Raw genomic sequence first — 16,419 nt, 5'->3', positions numbered from 1 at the left:
ACAGGTTTCCTCACATCCCCGGCAGCCGCCCCAGCTGCACCAGCGAGGTGCCCCGCCTGCGCGAGGCGAAGTACGCCCGGCCCGGGGGCATCGGACGCGGCCGCACGTTGCCGACGAGGTCGCCCTCGGACGGGTCGCCGGACAGGACCACGCCCTGCGCGCCCAGCTCCTTGATCCGCTGCATGAACGGCTCGTACATCGAGCGGGAGGCACCCGCCGAGTTCCGCGCGATGATGAAGCGCACGCCGGTGTCCCGTGCGAAGGGCAGGAACTGCACCAGCGGCGCCAGCGGATTGCCCTGGCTCGTGGCCACCAGGTCGAAGTCGTCGATGAGGATGAACACGTCCGGGCCCGTCCACCAGCTGCGGTCGCGCAGCTGCTGCGGAGTGACGTCGGTCGGCGGCTGCCGGCGCGAGAAGACCCCGCCCAGCGCCTCCATGTGCATCTGCAGCGAGCTCGCCATCGGCGCGTACTCCAGCAGGTGCGCCTCCGGCAGCGCCCCGAGCAGGCTCCGCCGGTAGTCGCCCACGACCAGGCGCGCCTGGTCCGGCGAGTAGCGCTCCGCGATCTGCTGGGCGATGAGCCGCAGCAGGTTCGTCTTGCCCGACTCGCTCTCGCCGAAGACGAGGAGGAACGGGTCGGACTCGAAGTCGACGAACACCGGCTCCAGATCGGTCTCGTCGATGCCGATCGCGATCCCGCGGCCGGGGTGCTCCCCGCCCTTGGGCAGCTGGTCGGCGTGGAGCAGCCGCGGCAGCAGCCGTACGCCCGGAGCCGCGGGCCCCGCCCAGTTCTGCTTCACGGCCTCCACGAAGGCCGCCGTGGCCTCCGACAGGTCCCCGGCCTCGTGCGAGCCGTCGATCCGCGGCAGCGCGCCCAGGAAGTGCAGCTTCTCCGCCACCTGGCCCCGGCCCGGCATCCCGGGGGGGACGTTCGCCGCCACCTTCCGGTCGAACTCGGAGTCCATGACGTCGCCGAGCCGCAGCTCCAGCCGGCTCAGCATCTGGTCCTTGAGCGCCGCCCGGACCTCCATGTAGCGCGCCGCGGTGATCACCACGTGGATGCCGTAGCCCAGACCGCGGGCCGCGATGTCCGTGACCACCTGCTCCAGGCCCTCGTACTCGCCGCGGAAGTTCCCCCAGCCGTCGATGACCAGGAACACGTCGCCCCACGGCTCACCGGGCAGGTCGCCCGCGGCCCGCCGGCGACGGTAGGTGCCGATCGAGTCGATGTTGTTCGCCCGGAAGAACTCCTCGCGGCGGTTGAGGATGCCCCCCACCTCCGCGACGGTGCGCCGCACCCGCTCCGGGTCCAGCCGCGAGGCGATCCCGCCCACGTGCGGCAGCTCGGCCACTGCCGACAGGCTGCCGCCACCGAAGTCCAGCCCGTAGAACTGCACCTCGCGCGGGGTGTGCGTGAGCGCGAACGAGGAGATCAGCGTGCGCATCAGCGTCGACTTGCCCGACTGCGGACCGCCGACCACCATCATGTGGCCCGCCGCACCCGAGAAGTCCCGGTACAGCACCTCGCGCCGCTGCTCGAACGGCTTGTCGATGAGGCCGAGCGGTACGACGAGCCCGCCGGGCCGCGTGTACCCGTCCGCGTGCAGCCCGCGCTCCGCGCTCGGCGCCAGCGCCGGCAGCAACTGGTCCAGCGGCGGCGCCTGGTCCAGCGGCGGCAGCCACACCTGGTGCGCCGGCACCCCCTGCCCCTCCAGCCGGCCGACGATCACGTCCAGCACCGTGTCGGCGAGCGCGTCGTCCTCCCGCGAGGACTGCGCCGCCAGGTACGCCGGGTCCGGGGCCGCGTACACCACCGGCACCGGGGCCGCCGTGAACAGCGCGGGCCGCCGCTCCACCGGGAACAGGCCCACCGACAGGTCCGGCCCGCCCGAGCGGTAGGTGCCCGAGACGTACGCCGCCTTGAAGCGGGTCATCTCGTCCGTACCGAACTTCAGGTAGCCCGAACCGGGCACCGACGGCAGGTGGTAGGCGTCCGGCACACCGATCGCGGTCCGCGACTCGGCCGCCGAGAAGGTCCGCAGACCGATCCGGTACGAGAGGTAGGTGTCCAGCCCGCGCAGCTTGCCCTCCTCCAGCCGCTGCGAGGCCAGCAGCAGGTGCACGCCCAGCGAACGGCCGATGCGGCCGATCTGGATGAACATGTCGATGAAGTCGGGCTTAGCCGTCAGCAGCTCGCTGAACTCGTCGATGACCAGCACCAGCGAAGCCAGCGGCTCCAGCGGGGCACCGGCCGCGCGGGCCTTCTCGTAGTCGTGGATGTTGGCGTAGTTGCCCGCCGAGCGCAGCAGCTCCTGCCTGCGCTGGAGCTCGCCGCGGATCGAGTCGCCCATGCGGTCCACGAGCGTCAGGTCGTCCGCCAGGTTGGTGATGACGGCCGCCACGTGCGGCATCTGCCCCATGCCGGTGAAGGTCGCCCCGCCCTTGAAGTCGGCGAGTACGAAGTTCAGCGTCTCCGAGGTGTGCGTGACCGCCAGGCCCAGCACCAGCGTGCGCAGCAGCTCCGACTTGCCGGAACCGGTCGCGCCCACGCACAGGCCGTGCGGGCCCATGCCCTCCTGCGCGGCCTCCTTGAGGTCCAGCATGACCGGCCCGCCGTCCTCGCCGACACCGATCGGCACGCGCAGCCGCTCACCGGCCGACCGCGGCCGCCAGGTCCGCGCCACGTCCACCGCGGCCGCGTCGCCCAGGTTCAGCAGGTCGGTGAAGTCCAGGTTCGCCAGCAGCGGTTCGTCCTCGTCCCCGCCGCCCGTGCGCAGCGGCGCCAGCTGCCGGGCGAGGGCCTCCGCCGCGGGCAGCGACAGCGTGTCCGGGATGCCCTCGTACGCGATCCCCGCGCCCGACTCCAGGCGCAGCCGGCCCGGACGCACCACGACCGACAGCCCGCCGCGCGGCTCGTCCAGCTCGCCCGCGACCACCTCGACGATGGTCACGCCCTGCAAGCCCTCGGCCGCCGCGAACACCGAGTCCGGCGGCACCATCCCGCCGTCCAGCACCACCACCAGGTGCGGCTGGTCCAGCACCGGGGACACCTCGCGGCTGAACCGCGGACGCCCCTCCATCCGGGGGCCCAGCAGCCCCTCCAGCTCGGCGAGGTCGTCGCCGAACAGCCGCTTCGTGCCGGCCCCGTCGACCTGCCCCGGGACCTGCGTGTGCGGCAGCCACTTCGTCCAGTCCCACGAGGGCACCGCACCCGGCGCGGCCACCACGGCCACCATCAGGTCCTCGGGGGAGTGCAGCGTCGCCAGCTGCGCCACCAGCGCCCGCGCCGTACTGCGCGACGACTCCGGCTCACCCGACACCGTCACGTGGTAGAACGCCCGGATCGACACCGCCACCGGCAGCCCGTCCAGCGAGGAGTGCACCTTCAGGAAGCGCTGCATCGCGCCCGCCGTCAGCGGCTCCAGCTCGTCCACCGGCGCCGTGTCCGGCGCCACCAGCGCGGTCGACAGGCGCTGCGAACCCAGCCCGAGCCGGGCCTGCCCGAAGTCCGCGTCACCGACCCGCCGCTCCCACAGCCGCGAACCCTCGGCCACCACCGACCACAACTGCTCGGGAGCCGGGTGCAGATACAGCTGCGCGTCGCGCTGGGCGCGCGCGGTCCGGCGTACCTGACGACGCGTCTGCGCGAGGTATTTGAGGTAGTCCCGGCGCACATCGGCCATTTGCCCCTGCGTACCGCGCCGGAAGCGCACCAGCTGGGCGACGACCATGCCCACCGTCGACACCAGCATCAGCACACCCATGATGCGCATGAACGGCGCCGCACCCGGCATGAAGAAGAAGACGACGGACGAGCCCATGCCGAGCATCGGCAGGAGCTGCATCAGCATGCCCTCCTGCTGCCCCCGCGGGAGTTCCGGCGGAGCCTCCAGCCTCAGCTCGTCCGAAGGCACTTCGGGCGGCAGGGACCGCGGCGGGCGTTTGACGACGATCTGGCTCACCGGAGCATCAATCCCTCGAAAACGGACGGGACGTCGCAACCGGCGCCCCCAAGTCCCGGGCGCGGAGGGGGGTCTCCTCCACGTGACGGTGATCCTACTTGCCGACAGTCGGGCATTGGCCCGGTAGGGTGGCGCGCGCAGCATGCGCATCCGCGAATCGTCCGCCGCCGCGGGCACCAACAAGGGGGGTCACACAGGTGAGTACGGCCGCAACGACGGGCTTCTGCAGGGTCACCGTCGTGGCTCCGGACAGCCGGATCGACGTCGCCCTCCCCGAGGACATCGCCGTCGCCGACGTCTACCCCGAGCTGCTGCGCCTCACCGGCCAGACCCAGCCCGTCGGCGCCCCCACCGGCTTCCACCTCGTACGCCGCTCCGGCACCGTCCTCGACGGCGCCCGCACGCTCGCCGCCCAGCAGGTCCTCGACGGCGAGGTGCTCAGCCTGCGCCCCTTCGCCGAGTCCCTGCCGCCCGCCGTCTTCGACGACGTCTCCGACGCCGTGGCCTCCGCCGTCGTCCGCGACCGGCACCGCTGGAGCGACGACATGCTGCGCGGCGCGGGCCTGGCCGGCGCCGCCCTGCTCCTCGTCATGCTCGGCTTCGTCCTCTGGTACGCCGACCCCCTGCGCCACGCCATGCACGGACTGCCCGGCATCATCGCCGGCGCCGCGGGCGTCCTGCTCACCGCCGTGGCCGGAGTGCGCGCCCGGGTCTACCGCGACCGCGGCTCCGCCGTGGCGCTGGGCCTCGGCGCACTCCCGCACCTGCTGATCGCCGGCTCCGGCATCATCGCCCCCGCCGCCGGCCAGGGCCCCGGCCGGCTCCAGTTCCTCCTCGGCTGCGTCTGCGTCCTGATCGCCTCCGTCGCCCTCGTCGCCCTCACCCCCAGCGGGGACGCCCCCTTCGTCGCGGCCACCTTCGTCGCCGCCACCGGCACCCTGGCCACCTTCACGGCCCTCGCCACCGAGGCATCCGCGACCGGCACCGCCGCCGTCTGCGCGCCCGTCGCCATCGGCCTCGTCGCCTTCCTGCCCGGCCTCTCCGCCCGCTTCGCCCGCCTGCCCATCGGCTACGCCGCACCGCAGAGCGCCACCGAGGATTACGAGACCCCGGACCGCTACGAGGCCGAGCCGTACGGTGAGCAGTCCGGCTCCGACCAGTACGAGCAGGGCTCCCCGCTCGACGCCGAGCAGATCGCCGCCCAGGCCCGCCGCGGCCACGAGATGCTCCTCGGCCTCGTCGGCGGCTGCGCCGCGGTCGCCGTCGGCGCCGCCGCCGTCCTCGGCTTCTCCGACAACACCTGGGGCCGCCTGCTGGCCCTCACCACCGGCCTCGCCATGCTGCTGCGCGCCCGGCTCTTCCGCTACACCTCCCAGGTCGTCTGCACCCTGGCCGCCGGCCTCGCCGCCATCGCCCTGCTGATCCTGGGTCTGGCCCTGCACCCGCCGCTCACCCTGCTCGAAGCCCTCGCCAAGCAGGACCACAGCGGCATGGACATCCGTACGATCTGGCTGACCGCCGCCGTCGCCGCCGGCGCGGCCCTCCTCGCGGGAATTGCGCTTGTCATCCCCCGCAAGGGCCTGTCACCCTTCTGGGGACGCCTGCTCGACCTGACTGAGGCCGCGGTGCTGCTCAGCCTGGTCCCGCTGACCCTGGCCGTGCTCGACGTGTACTCCCAGGTCCGCGCTCTCACCAGCTGAGACGGGGGGCGGCGGCAGCCTGGTACCCTGGGTGACGGCCGTTTGTGTACGCGCCCCCGGAATCCTCTGGAGGCTGCGCTCAGCGGACCCCGCCTCCCGAGTTACGGAAGCTCCCCAGAGATTCAGACCTGGGGCACTCGGTGGCTGACGACCCAATACACGAGGAGTACGCGTGCCGCTTGACGCCGCTACGAAGAAGTCGATCATCGCAGAGTTTGGTGCCAAGGAGGGCGACACCGGCTCCCCCGAGGTCCAGGTCGCGATGCTCTCGAAGCGCATCTCGGACCTGACCGAGCACCTCAAGACCCACAAGCACGACCACCACTCCCGTCGTGGTCTGCTGATCCTGGTCGGCCAGCGTCGCCGCCTGCTGCAGTACCTGGCCAAGAAGGACATCCAGCGCTTCCGTACGCTGGTCGAGCGCCTCGGCATCCGCCGCGGTGCGGCCGGCGCCAAGTAACACGCCGTGAAGGGAGCGGTTCCCACATCCGGGGGCCGCTCCCTTTGCTGTACGTGCGGGACGGACCGGACCCTTTGTAGTCTGGAACGGACGCACGTGTACGTCTGAGAAGACGCAAGACGTCACGCAAGATGTCACGCACGACGTACGAAGACGTGCACAACTGAAGAGGAGGAGCGCCCTCCCTACGCCGCCGGTCCTCGGTAGTGGCACCCGGAACGCCCCACGGGCCACGAACCCGGGTGCTTCGATCGAAGACCGGCCCCAGGCCAGGAGCGCTTCTCCGCAACCGTCCACCGCCACACGGGCGGCGGACGGAGACGACGAAAATGGAGAAAACGCTAGTGGAGAACGAGACCCACTACGCCGAGGCCGTCATTGACAACGGTTCCTTCGGCACCCGCACCATCCGCTTCGAGACGGGCCGTCTGGCCCGCCAGGCCGCCGGCTCCGCCGTTGCCTACCTGGACGACGACACGATGGTGCTTTCCGCCACCACCGCGTCGAAGAAGCCCAAGGACCAGCTCGACTTCTTCCCCCTGACGGTGGACGTCGAGGAGCGCCAGTACGCGGCCGGCAAGATCCCCGGCTCCTTCTTCCGCCGCGAGGGCCGCCCCTCCGAGGACGCGATCCTCACCTGCCGCCTGATCGACCGCCCGCTGCGCCCGTCCTTCAAGAAGGGCCTGCGCAACGAGATCCAGGTCGTCGCCACGATCATGGCGCTCAACCCGGACCACCTGTACGACGTCATCGCGATCAACGCCGCGTCCGCGTCCACCCAGCTGGCCGGCCTGCCCTTCTCCGGCCCGATCGGCGGCGTCCGCGTCGCGCTGATCAAGGGCCAGTGGGTCGCCTTCCCGACGCACACCGAGCTCGAGGACGCCGTCTTCGACATGGTCGTCGCGGGCCGCGTCCTGGAGGACGGCGACGTCGCGATCATGATGGTCGAGGCCGAGGCCACCGAGAAGACCATCGCCCTCGTCAAGGGCGGTGCCGAGGCGCCGACCGAGGAGATCGTCGCCGCGGGCCTCGACGCCGCGAAGCCGTTCATCAAGGCCCTGTGCAAGGCCCAGGCCGACCTGGCCGCCAAGGCCGCCAAGCCCGAGGGCGAGTTCCCGGTCTTCCTGGACTACCAGGACGACGTGTACGAGGCCCTCGCGGCCGCCGTCAAGGGCGACCTCTCCCAGGCGCTGACCATCGCGGGCAAGCAGGACCGCGAGGCCGAGCTGGACCGCGTCAAGGAGATCGCCGCCGAGAAGCTCCTCCCGGCCTTCGAGGGCCGCGAGAAGGAGATCTCCGCCGCCTACCGCAGCCTGACCAAGGCCCTGGTGCGCGAGCGCGTCATCAAGGACAAGGTCCGCATCGACGGCCGCGGGATCACGGACATCCGTACCCTCGCCGCCGAGGTCGAGGCCATCCCGCGCGTGCACGGCTCGGCGCTGTTCGAGCGTGGCGAGACCCAGATCCTGGGCGTCACCACCCTCAACATGCTCCGCATGGAGCAGCAGCTGGACACCCTCTCCCCGGTGACCCGCAAGCGCTACATGCACAACTACAACTTCCCGCCGTACTCCGTCGGTGAGACCGGCCGCGTCGGTTCGCCGAAGCGCCGCGAGATCGGCCACGGCGCGCTCGCCGAGCGCGCGATCCTGCCGGTCCTCCCGACCCGCGAGGAGTTCCCCTACGCGATCCGTCAGGTGTCCGAGGCCCTCGGCTCCAACGGTTCGACGTCCATGGGCTCGGTCTGCGCCTCCACCATGTCGCTGCTGAACGCCGGTGTGCCCCTCAAGGCCCCCGTCGCCGGTATCGCCATGGGCCTGATCTCCCAGGAGATCGACGGCAAGACGCACTACGTCGCCCTCACCGACATCCTCGGTGCGGAGGACGCCTTCGGCGACATGGACTTCAAGGTCGCCGGCACCAAGGAGTTCGTCACCGCCCTCCAGCTGGACACCAAGCTGGACGGCATCCCGGCCTCCGTCCTGGCCGCGGCCCTCAAGCAGGCCCGCGACGCCCGCCTCCACATCCTCGACGTGATGATGGAAGCGATCGACACGCCGGACGCCATGTCCCCGTTCGCGCCGCGGATCATCACCGTCAAGATCCCGGTGGACAAGATCGGTGAGGTCATCGGCCCCAAGGGCAAGATGATCAACCAGATCCAGGAGGACACCGGCGCCGAGATCACGATCGAGGACGACGGCACCATCTACATCGGTGCCTCCGACGGCCCGGCCGCCGAGGCCGCCCGCGCCACGATCAACCAGATCGCCAACCCGACCATGCCGGAGGTCGGCGAGCGCTACCTGGGTACGGTCGTCAAGACCACCACCTTCGGTGCCTTCGTCTCCCTCATGCCCGGCAAGGACGGCCTGCTGCACATCTCGCAGATCCGCAAGCTCGCCGGTGGCAAGCGCGTGGAGAACGTCGAGGACGTGCTCGCGGTCGGCACCAAGGTCCAGGTCGAGATCGCGGAGATCGACTCCCGCGGCAAGCTCTCCCTGGTCCCCGTGATCGACGGCGAGACCGCCGGCGACGACGCTGACAAGGACGACTCCGACAAGTGATGTCGCGTAGTTCCCGTGTGACGGCCCGCCCCTCTTCGGAGGGGCGGGCCGTCGCCCGTACCCAAACCCTCCTCAAGGGGCAGAGCGGCATCGGCACCGTCCGGCGCACGGTCCTCCCCGGCGGACTGCGCATCGTCACCGAGACGCTGCCCTCCGTCCGCTCCGCCACCTTCGGCATCTGGGCGCACGTGGGCTCCCGCGACGAGACGCCCACGCTGAACGGCGCCACGCACTACCTGGAGCACCTCCTCTTCAAGGGCACCGGCAAGCGCAGCGCCCTCGACATCTCCTCCGCTATAGACGCGGTCGGCGGCGAGATGAACGCCTTCACGGCGAAGGAGTACACCTGCTACTACGCCCGGGTGCTCGACACCGACCTGCCGCTGGCCATCGACGTGGTCTGCGACATGCTCACCGGCTCACTGATCCGCCAGGAGGACGTCGACGCCGAGCGCGGCGTGATCCTCGAAGAGATCGCGATGACCGAGGACGACCCGGGCGACATCGTCCACGACCTGTTCGCGCAGACCATGTACGGCGACACCCCGCTGGGCCGTCCCGTCCTCGGCACCGTCGACACGATCAACGCGCTCACGGCCGACCGGATCCGCCGCTTCTACAAGAAGCACTACGACCCCACCCACCTGGTCGTGGCCGCCGCGGGCAACGTCGACCACAACAAGGTCGTCCGCCAGGTCCGCGCCGCCTTCGAGAAGGCCGGCGCGCTGACCAGCACGGACGCCGAGCCGATCGGCCCGCGCTCCGGCACCAGGCGCATCCGCACCGCCGGCCGCGTCGACCTGGTCAGCCGCAAGACCGAGCAGGCCCACGTGGTCCTCGGCATGCCCGGCCTGGCCCGCACGGACGAGCGCCGCTGGGCGCTGGGCGTGCTGAACACGGCGCTGGGCGGCGGCATGTCCTCCCGCCTCTTCCAGGAGGTCCGGGAGAAGCGCGGCCTGGCCTACAGCGTGTACTCGTACACCTCGGGCTTCGCCGACACCGGCCTCTTCGGCGTCTACGCGGGCTGCCGCCCCAACCAGGTCCACGACGTGCTCCGGATCTGCCGCGACGAACTCGACAAGGTCGCCGCCGACGGGCTGAGCGACGACGAGATCAAGCGGGCCATCGGCCAGCTCGCCGGCTCCACCGTCCTCGGACTGGAGGACACCGGCGCGATCATGAACCGCATCGGCAAGAGCGAGCTGTGCTGGGGCGACCAGATGTCGGTCGACGACATGCTGGGCCGGATCGCCGCCGTGACCCCGGACGACGTCCGCTCGGTCGCCCAGGATGTACTGGCCCAGCGGCCCTCGCTCGCGGTGATCGGCCCGCTCAAGGAAAAGCAGGCCGCCCGCCTCGACGAAATCGTCGTCGCCTAGTCCCGTACGTGAATGAAGGAAGCAACATGAGCAAGCTGCGCGTGGCCGTCCTCGGCGCTCAGGGCCGCATCGGCTCCGAGGCCGTCAAGGCGGTCGAGGCCGCCGACGACATGGAGCTGGTGGCGGCCCTCGGCCGCGGCGACAAGCTGGAGACGCTGGTCGAGGCCGGCGCCCAGGTCGCGGTCGAGCTGACCACCCCCGCCTCGGTGATGGAGAACCTGGACTTCCTCATCCGCCACGGCATCCACGGAGTGGTCGGCACCACCGGCTGGACCGAGGACCGCCTCGCCCAGCTGAACACCTGGCTCGCCGGATCCCCGGAGACCGGTGTGCTCATCGCCCCGAACTTCTCCATCGGCGCCGTCCTGACGATGAAGTTCGCCGCGCAGGCCGCCCGCTACTTCGAGTCCGTCGAGGTCGTCGAGCTGCACCACCCGAACAAGGTCGACGCGCCCTCCGGCACGGCGACCCGTACGGCGCAGCTCATCGCGGCCGCCCGCGCCGAGGCCGGCTGCGCCCCGCAGCCCGACGCCACCGCCACCGCCCTCGACGGCGCGCGCGGCGCGAGTGTCGACGGCGTTCCCGTGCACGCCATCCGCCTGCGCGGCCTGCTGGCCCACCAAGAGGTGCTCCTCGGCGCCGAGGGCGAGACCCTGACCATTCGTCATGACTCCCTGCACCACAGCAGCTTCATGCCCGGCATCCTGCTCGGCGCCCGCCGCGTGACGCAGACCCCGGGCCTCACCTTCGGTCTGGAACACTTCCTGGACCTGGGCTGACGGCCATGGGCGGAAAGATCACGTACTTCTTCCTCGCCACCGTGCTGGTCCTCGTCTTCGGGGTGGTGGCGATGGAGGGGGTACTGCTCCTGCTGACCGGCGAGCCGGCTCCCATGGGGATGGGCGCGGTGGCCTTCCTGCTGCCGTGCGTCGGCGCCTGGTTCCTCTGGCAGAACACGCGCTTCGCGCGCTCCGCCCAGCGGCTGGCGCGTGAACTGGAGGCGGAGGGCGGCCTGCCGGCCAACGAGCTGGTCCGTACGGCGGGCGGCCGCATCGACCGCGACTCGGCCGACGAGGTCTTCGCGCGCCGCAAGGCCGAGACCGAGGACGCGCCGGCGGACTGGCGCACCTGGTTCCGGCTCGCCGTCGCCTACCACGACGCCCGCGACACCCCGCGGGCGCGCAAGGCCATGCAGCGGGCGATCGCCCTGCACCCCTCTTTGCGCCTAAACCGGCGCCGCTCTCGCGGACGTGGCTGATCGCGTCGTGGTTCCTCAATTGATGGTTGCGGTGACTGGGCCGTGACGGGCGCTCAGCCCACCGGCACGGCCCGGTACTCGTCGGCCCAGGCCCCGACCTCGTCGGCGGCCCGGTCGAAGGCCTCGGCCCGCGACAGGAAATCGGCATTGTGGTCGGTCAGCAGCGCCGGCAGCTCCGCGCCCCCGCGCCCGGCCACCGTCAGGGCCTGGCCCTGTACGGTCCGCGGCAGACCGAGCCAGCGCACCGGCTGCTGCACCGTACGGAGCTCGGCGATCTCGCTCCACGCGAGCGAGCGGGTCCGGAAGAACCCCACCCGGCGCAGTCCCGTACGGCTCACCCAGACACCCGCACGCAGCAACTGCACCGCCGATCCGACGACGGCCAGGGCGGCGACCAGGCACACCGCGGCCCCGGCCGCGGCGCCCGCGAAGGCCACGATCATCGTCGCCAGCAGCATGAAGGCGGACAGCAGGAGCAGCAGCGCGGCGCCGGCCACCCGCCAGGGACCCGGCCGGTAGGGCCGCCGCCAGCGGTCGTGGTCGACGTGGGCCAGTGCCTCGTAGCCGTCGTCACCCGCATCGGACACACCGTCGGCCGTCAGGAAGGGCAGGGGCACGGCTGGACCTCACTCACATGCACGTTCGGTTGGGCTGTGACCGTGAGGCTACCGCCCCTCGGACGCCTCCGGCTGCTGCGACTTCGCCGGCGCCTTGTCGGGCTCCAGCGCGGGCATCCCGAAGAGCAGCGAGCCGGCGAGCCCCGCAACCACGGTCAGCCCGACCAGACTACGGGCGGCGATCTGCGTCTTGCCCAGACTCTCGCGCGGCGGCGGAGTGACGTTGCTCCGGAATCGGTCGGCCTCGGCGACGAAGGCGAACGGGACGGGTTCGCGCCGGCGAAACATGAAGGGACGCTCCTCACTCTTCACGATCAGTGGTTGCCATCAGGTAGGACGTTCGAGCCGCCCAATCCGTGCCGGATTTCGGGACATCAGCCAAATTTCATGGCGCTGCGTCAGCTGTCGGCGGGGCCGAGCCGCCCCCGGACCCTGCATCGGAGCGGCGGGGAGCGCCGTAGAGTGGGCGCGCCCCAGGACGCACGTTTGGAAGGACCCCCGGTGAGCGAGACCGCCGCTTCAGATCTGAAACCCAGCTTCCGCAGCGATGTGACGGTGGAGCTGGTGAAGCACTCCGCCGCCGACTCCGACGTCCTGTGGGCCGCCCGGGTCTCCACGGCCGGCGAACAGTCCCTGGAGGAGCTGCAGAAGGACCCGGAGCGCTCGAAGGGCCTGATCAACTACCTGATGCGCGACCGCCACGGCAGCCCCTTCGAGCACAACTCGATGACCTTCTTCATCAGCGCCCCGATCTTCGTGTTCCGGGAGTTCATGCGCCACCGGGTCGGCTGGTCCTACAACGAGGAATCGGGCCGCTACAGGGAGCTCGAGCCCGTCTTCTACGTCCCGGACGCCGAGCGCAAGCTCGTCCAGGAGGGCCGCCCGGGCAAGTACGTCTTCGTCGAGGGCACCGAGGCCCAGCAGGAGCTGACCGGCCGCGTCATGGAGGACTCCTACCGCCAGGCCTACGAGGCCTACCAGGAGATGCTCGCCGCGGGCGTCGCCCGGGAGGTTGCCCGTTCGGTCCTGCCCGTCGGACTTTTCTCCTCGATGTACGCCACCTGCAACGCGCGCTCCCTGATGCACTTCCTGGGCCTGCGTACGCAGCACGAGCTGGCGGCCGTGCCGTCCTTCCCGCAGCGGGAGATCGCGATGGTCGGCGAGAAGATGGAGCAGCACTGGGCGAAGCTCATGCCGCTCACGTACGCGGCCTACAACGCCAACGGGCGCGTTGCCCCATAAGGGACGGTATGGCCACGACGTACGGATGTACGGAGTTAAGTCCTAAGTGTCCGTATTGCGACGTTTCGTAAAGTTCATCTAGGCTGATCAAACGGACCCGGCACTGCTTGAACCCCCGAGCAGGCAGTGCCGGCGTCCAACACTCTGTTGACGTCCCCCGAGGGGACACCGCGAGCATGGCAGCGAGTAGCGTGTTACCCATGGCTCCGATCTCGACTCCGCAGACCCCCTTCGGGCGGGTCCTCACCGCCATGATCACGCCCTTTGCGGCGGATGGCACTCTCGACCTCGACGGCGCGCAGCAGCTCGCCGTCCACCTGGTGGACGCAGGCAACGACGGCCTGGTCATCAACGGCACCACCGGTGAGTCGCCGACCACCACCGACGCGGAGAAAAACGACCTCGTACGAGCCGTCCTCGAAGCCGTCGGAGACCGCGCCCACGTGGTCGCCGGTATCGGCACGAACGACACCCGCCACACCCTCGAGCTGGCCCGCCAGGCCGAGGCCACCGGCGCCCACGGCCTGCTGGCCGTGACCCCGTACTACAGCAAGCCGCCGCAGGAGGGCCTCTACCGGCACTTCACGGCGATCGCCGACGCCACCGGGCTGCCGGTCATGCTCTACGACATCCCCGGCCGCAGCGGTGTCCCGATCGAGACGGAAACTCTCGTCCGGCTGGCCGAGCACCCCCGTATCGTGGCCAACAAGGACGCGAAGGGCGACCTCGGCCGCGCCGGCTGGGCCATCGCGCAGAGCGGCCTGGCCTGGTACTCGGGCGACGACATGCTGAACCTGCCGCTCCTGTCGATCGGCGCGGTCGGCTTCGTCTCCGTGGTCGGCCACGTGGTCACCCCCGACCTGCGCGCCATGCTGGAGGCGCACCTGGGCGGAGACGTCCAGAAGGCCGCCGAGATCCACCACAAGCTGCTCCCCGTCTTCACCGGCATGTTCCGCACCCAGGGCGTGATGACCACCAAGGCCGCCCTGAACCTGCAGGGCCTGCCCGCCGGCCCGCTGCGGCTGCCACTGGTCGAGCTGACCGCCGAAGAGACGGCCCAGCTCAAGATCGATCTTGGCGCGGGCGGGGTACAGCTCTGACAACGGACTTCACAACTGAATAAGCAAGACCGAAACCAACAACAGCAAGTGCACGAATGACATGCGCGCCACGTGCCTTACGAGGTACGTGGCGTGCGTGGTGAGGAGAGACTTTTGAGCCATCCGCATCCGGAACTCGGTCCGCCGCCCAAGCTGCCCAAGGGCGGCCTGAGGGTCACCCCCCTGGGTGGCCTCGGTGAGATCGGCCGCAACATGACCGTCTTCGAGTTCGACGGCCGCCTGCTGATCGTCGACTGCGGCGTCCTCTTCCCCGAGGAGGAGCAGCCGGGCATCGACCTGATCCTGCCGGACTTCACGTCCATCCGGGACCGGCTCGACGACATCGACGGCATCGTGCTCACGCACGGCCACGAGGACCACATCGGCGCCGTCCCCTACCTCCTCCGGGAGAAGCCGGACATCCCGCTGATCGGCTCCAAGCTGACGCTGGCCCTCATCGAGGCGAAGCTTCAGGAGCACCGCATCCGCCCCTACACCCTTGAGGTGAAGGAAGGCGAGCGCGAGAGCCTCGGCCCCTTCGACTGCGAGTTCATCGCCGTCAACCACTCCATCCCCGACGCCCTGGCCGTCGCGATCCGGACCCCCGCGGGCCTGGTCGTCGCCACCGGCGACTTCAAGATGGACCAGCTCCCGCTGGACAACCGCCTCACCGACCTGCACGCCTTCGCGCGCCTGAGCGAAGAGGGCATCGACCTCCTCCTCTCGGACTCGACGAACGCCGAGGTCCCGGGCTTCGTCCCGCCGGAGCGCGAGATCTCCAACGTGCTGCGCACGGTCTTCGCGAACGCCCACAGCCGGATCATCGTGGCCAGCTTCGCCAGCCACGTGCACCGCATCCAGCAGATCCTCGACGCCGCCCACGAGTACGGCCGCCGGGTCGCGTTCGTCGGCCGCTCGATGGTCCGCAACATGGGCATCGCCCGTGACCTGGGCTACCTGAGGGTTCCGCCGGGCCTCGTCGTGGACGTCAAGACCCTCGACGACCTGCCGGCCCACGAGGTCGTCCTGGTCTGCACGGGTTCCCAGGGCGAGCCGATGGCGGCCCTGTCCCGCATGGCCAACCGCGACCACCAGATCCGGATCGTCCCGGGCGACACCGTGATCCTGGCGTCGTCCCTGATCCCGGGCAACGAGAACGCGGTCTACCGCGTGATCAACGGCCTGACCCGCTGGGGCGCCAACGTCGTCCACAAGGGCAACGCCAAGGTGCACGTCTCCGGCCACGCCTCCGCCGGCGAGCTGCTGTACTTCTACAACATCTGCAAGCCGCGGAACCTGATGCCGGTCCACGGCGAGTGGCGCCACCTGCGCGCCAACGCCGAGCTCGGTGCCATGACGGGCGTCCCGAAGGACCGCATCGTCATCGCCGAGGATGGCGTGGTCGTCGACCTGATCGACGGCAAGGCCCGCATCTCCGGCAAGGTCCAGGCCGGCTACGTGTACGTGGACGGCCTCTCGGTCGGCGACGTCACCGAGGTCCACCTCAAGGACCGCCGCATCCTCGGCGAAGAGGGCATCATCTCGGTCTACGTCGTGGTGGACAGCACCACGGGCAAGGTCGTGAGCGGCCCGAACATCCAGGCACGCGGCTCCGGCATCGAAGACTCGGCCTTTGTCTCGGTCCTCCCGAAGATCGAGGAAGCCATCGCCCGCGCGGCCGCGGACGGCGTCGCCGAACCGCACCAGCTCCAGCAGCTGATCCGCCGCACGATGGGCAAGTGGGTCTCGGACGGCTACCGCCGCCGGCCGATGATCCTCCCCGTCGTGGTCGAGGTCTGACCTCGCCGTAGCGACGACACGGGAGCGGGGCAACCGGATTTGCATCCGGGGGCCCCGCTCCAGTACGTTTACGTCTCCCACCCCGCACGACCCCCGGGCACACACGTGTGCCTGCACCTGTCACGCGGGCGGGTGGGAATCAGCACTCAGGGAGACCTGATAAAGTCTGATCCACCCGAAAGGGAAAGGCCCCCCGAAGGCCATCGGAATTCGAATCAGCCGGAAACGGACTGAAGAGAATCTGATAGAGTCGGAATCGCCGGAAAGGGAAACCGCGAAAGCGGAGAACCTGGAAAGCAAGCGGGACCGAATCTGATAGAGTCGGAAACGCA

The 16,419-nt window shown here is 70.4% G+C and carries 12 protein-coding genes; 9 read left to right on the top strand and 3 right to left on the bottom strand.

Features of this window, described 5'->3' with window-relative positions:
- Positions 1–10: 10 nt before the first annotated feature.
- Positions 11–3,964, bottom strand: coding sequence for a type VII secretion protein EccCa (eccCa, locus tag J7E94_RS22580; RefSeq protein WP_215018281.1), 3,954 nt, complete (start codon positions 3,962–3,964; stop codon positions 11–13).
- A 197-nt stretch (positions 3,965–4,161) separates the two neighbouring features.
- Here eccCa and eccD point away from each other — a divergent pair, with 197 nt between their 5' ends.
- The 6 genes from eccD (at position 4,162) to J7E94_RS22550 (ending at position 11,328) form a co-directional block, all read left to right on the top strand.
- Positions 4,162–5,664 carry a type VII secretion integral membrane protein EccD gene (gene eccD / locus J7E94_RS22575; protein ID WP_215018279.1) on the top strand — a complete coding sequence of 501 codons (1,503 nt, stop codon included), beginning with the start codon at positions 4,162–4,164 and terminating at the stop codon, positions 5,662–5,664.
- Positions 5,665–5,836: 172 nt separating this feature from the next.
- Positions 5,837–6,124, top strand: a complete 288-nt coding sequence (gene rpsO / locus J7E94_RS22570; protein WP_215018278.1) for a 30S ribosomal protein S15 — start codon at positions 5,837–5,839, stop codon at positions 6,122–6,124.
- Between the two features lie 344 nt (positions 6,125–6,468).
- Positions 6,469–8,691 (top strand): polyribonucleotide nucleotidyltransferase, encoded by a 2,223-nt coding sequence (locus J7E94_RS22565; protein ID WP_215018291.1) that lies wholly within the window; start codon positions 6,469–6,471, stop codon positions 8,689–8,691.
- Positions 8,688–10,070: a pitrilysin family protein gene (locus J7E94_RS22560; protein ID WP_215018276.1), complete on the top strand. Its 1,383-nt coding sequence runs from the start codon at positions 8,688–8,690 to the stop codon at positions 10,068–10,070. The genes J7E94_RS22565 and J7E94_RS22560 overlap by 4 nt, the downstream gene beginning before the upstream one ends.
- A gap of 26 nt (positions 10,071–10,096) precedes the next feature.
- Positions 10,097–10,849, top strand: a complete 753-nt coding sequence (dapB, locus tag J7E94_RS22555) for a 4-hydroxy-tetrahydrodipicolinate reductase (RefSeq protein ID WP_215018274.1) — start codon at positions 10,097–10,099, stop codon at positions 10,847–10,849.
- A gap of 5 nt (positions 10,850–10,854) precedes the next feature.
- Positions 10,855–11,328 (top strand): tetratricopeptide repeat protein, encoded by a 474-nt coding sequence (locus tag J7E94_RS22550; protein ID WP_215018271.1) that lies wholly within the window; start codon positions 10,855–10,857, stop codon positions 11,326–11,328.
- 53 nt (positions 11,329–11,381) lie between these two features.
- Here J7E94_RS22550 and J7E94_RS22545 read toward each other — a convergent pair whose 3' ends face one another.
- Positions 11,382–11,945, bottom strand: coding sequence for a PH domain-containing protein (locus J7E94_RS22545; protein WP_215018269.1), 564 nt, complete (start codon positions 11,943–11,945; stop codon positions 11,382–11,384).
- Between the two features lie 48 nt (positions 11,946–11,993).
- Positions 11,994–12,233 carry a hypothetical protein gene (locus J7E94_RS22540; protein ID WP_215018267.1) on the bottom strand — a complete coding sequence of 80 codons (240 nt, stop codon included), beginning with the start codon at positions 12,231–12,233 and terminating at the stop codon, positions 11,994–11,996.
- 213 nt (positions 12,234–12,446) lie between these two features.
- Between J7E94_RS22540 and thyX the strand changes: the two genes are divergently transcribed.
- The 3 genes from thyX to J7E94_RS22525 all read left to right on the top strand — a co-directional run bounded on the left by thyX (position 12,447) and on the right by J7E94_RS22525 (position 16,087).
- Entirely contained in the window at positions 12,447–13,187 is a 741-nt protein-coding gene (gene thyX / locus J7E94_RS22535; RefSeq protein ID WP_215018265.1) for an FAD-dependent thymidylate synthase, read from the top strand.
- A 200-nt stretch (positions 13,188–13,387) separates the two neighbouring features.
- Positions 13,388–14,287: a 4-hydroxy-tetrahydrodipicolinate synthase gene (dapA, locus tag J7E94_RS22530; RefSeq protein ID WP_215018263.1), complete on the top strand. Its 900-nt coding sequence runs from the start codon at positions 13,388–13,390 to the stop codon at positions 14,285–14,287.
- 114 nt (positions 14,288–14,401) lie between these two features.
- Entirely contained in the window at positions 14,402–16,087 is a 1,686-nt protein-coding gene (locus tag J7E94_RS22525; protein ID WP_215018261.1) for a ribonuclease J, read from the top strand.
- Positions 16,088–16,419 lie beyond the last annotated feature (332 nt).

It is taken from the genome of Streptomyces sp. ISL-94, from assembly GCF_018614075.1.
Taxonomy (GTDB): domain Bacteria; phylum Actinomycetota; class Actinomycetes; order Streptomycetales; family Streptomycetaceae; genus Streptomyces.
The sequence above is the reverse complement of the archived record's forward strand: the minus strand, read 5'-3'. Positions and strand labels throughout refer to the sequence as shown.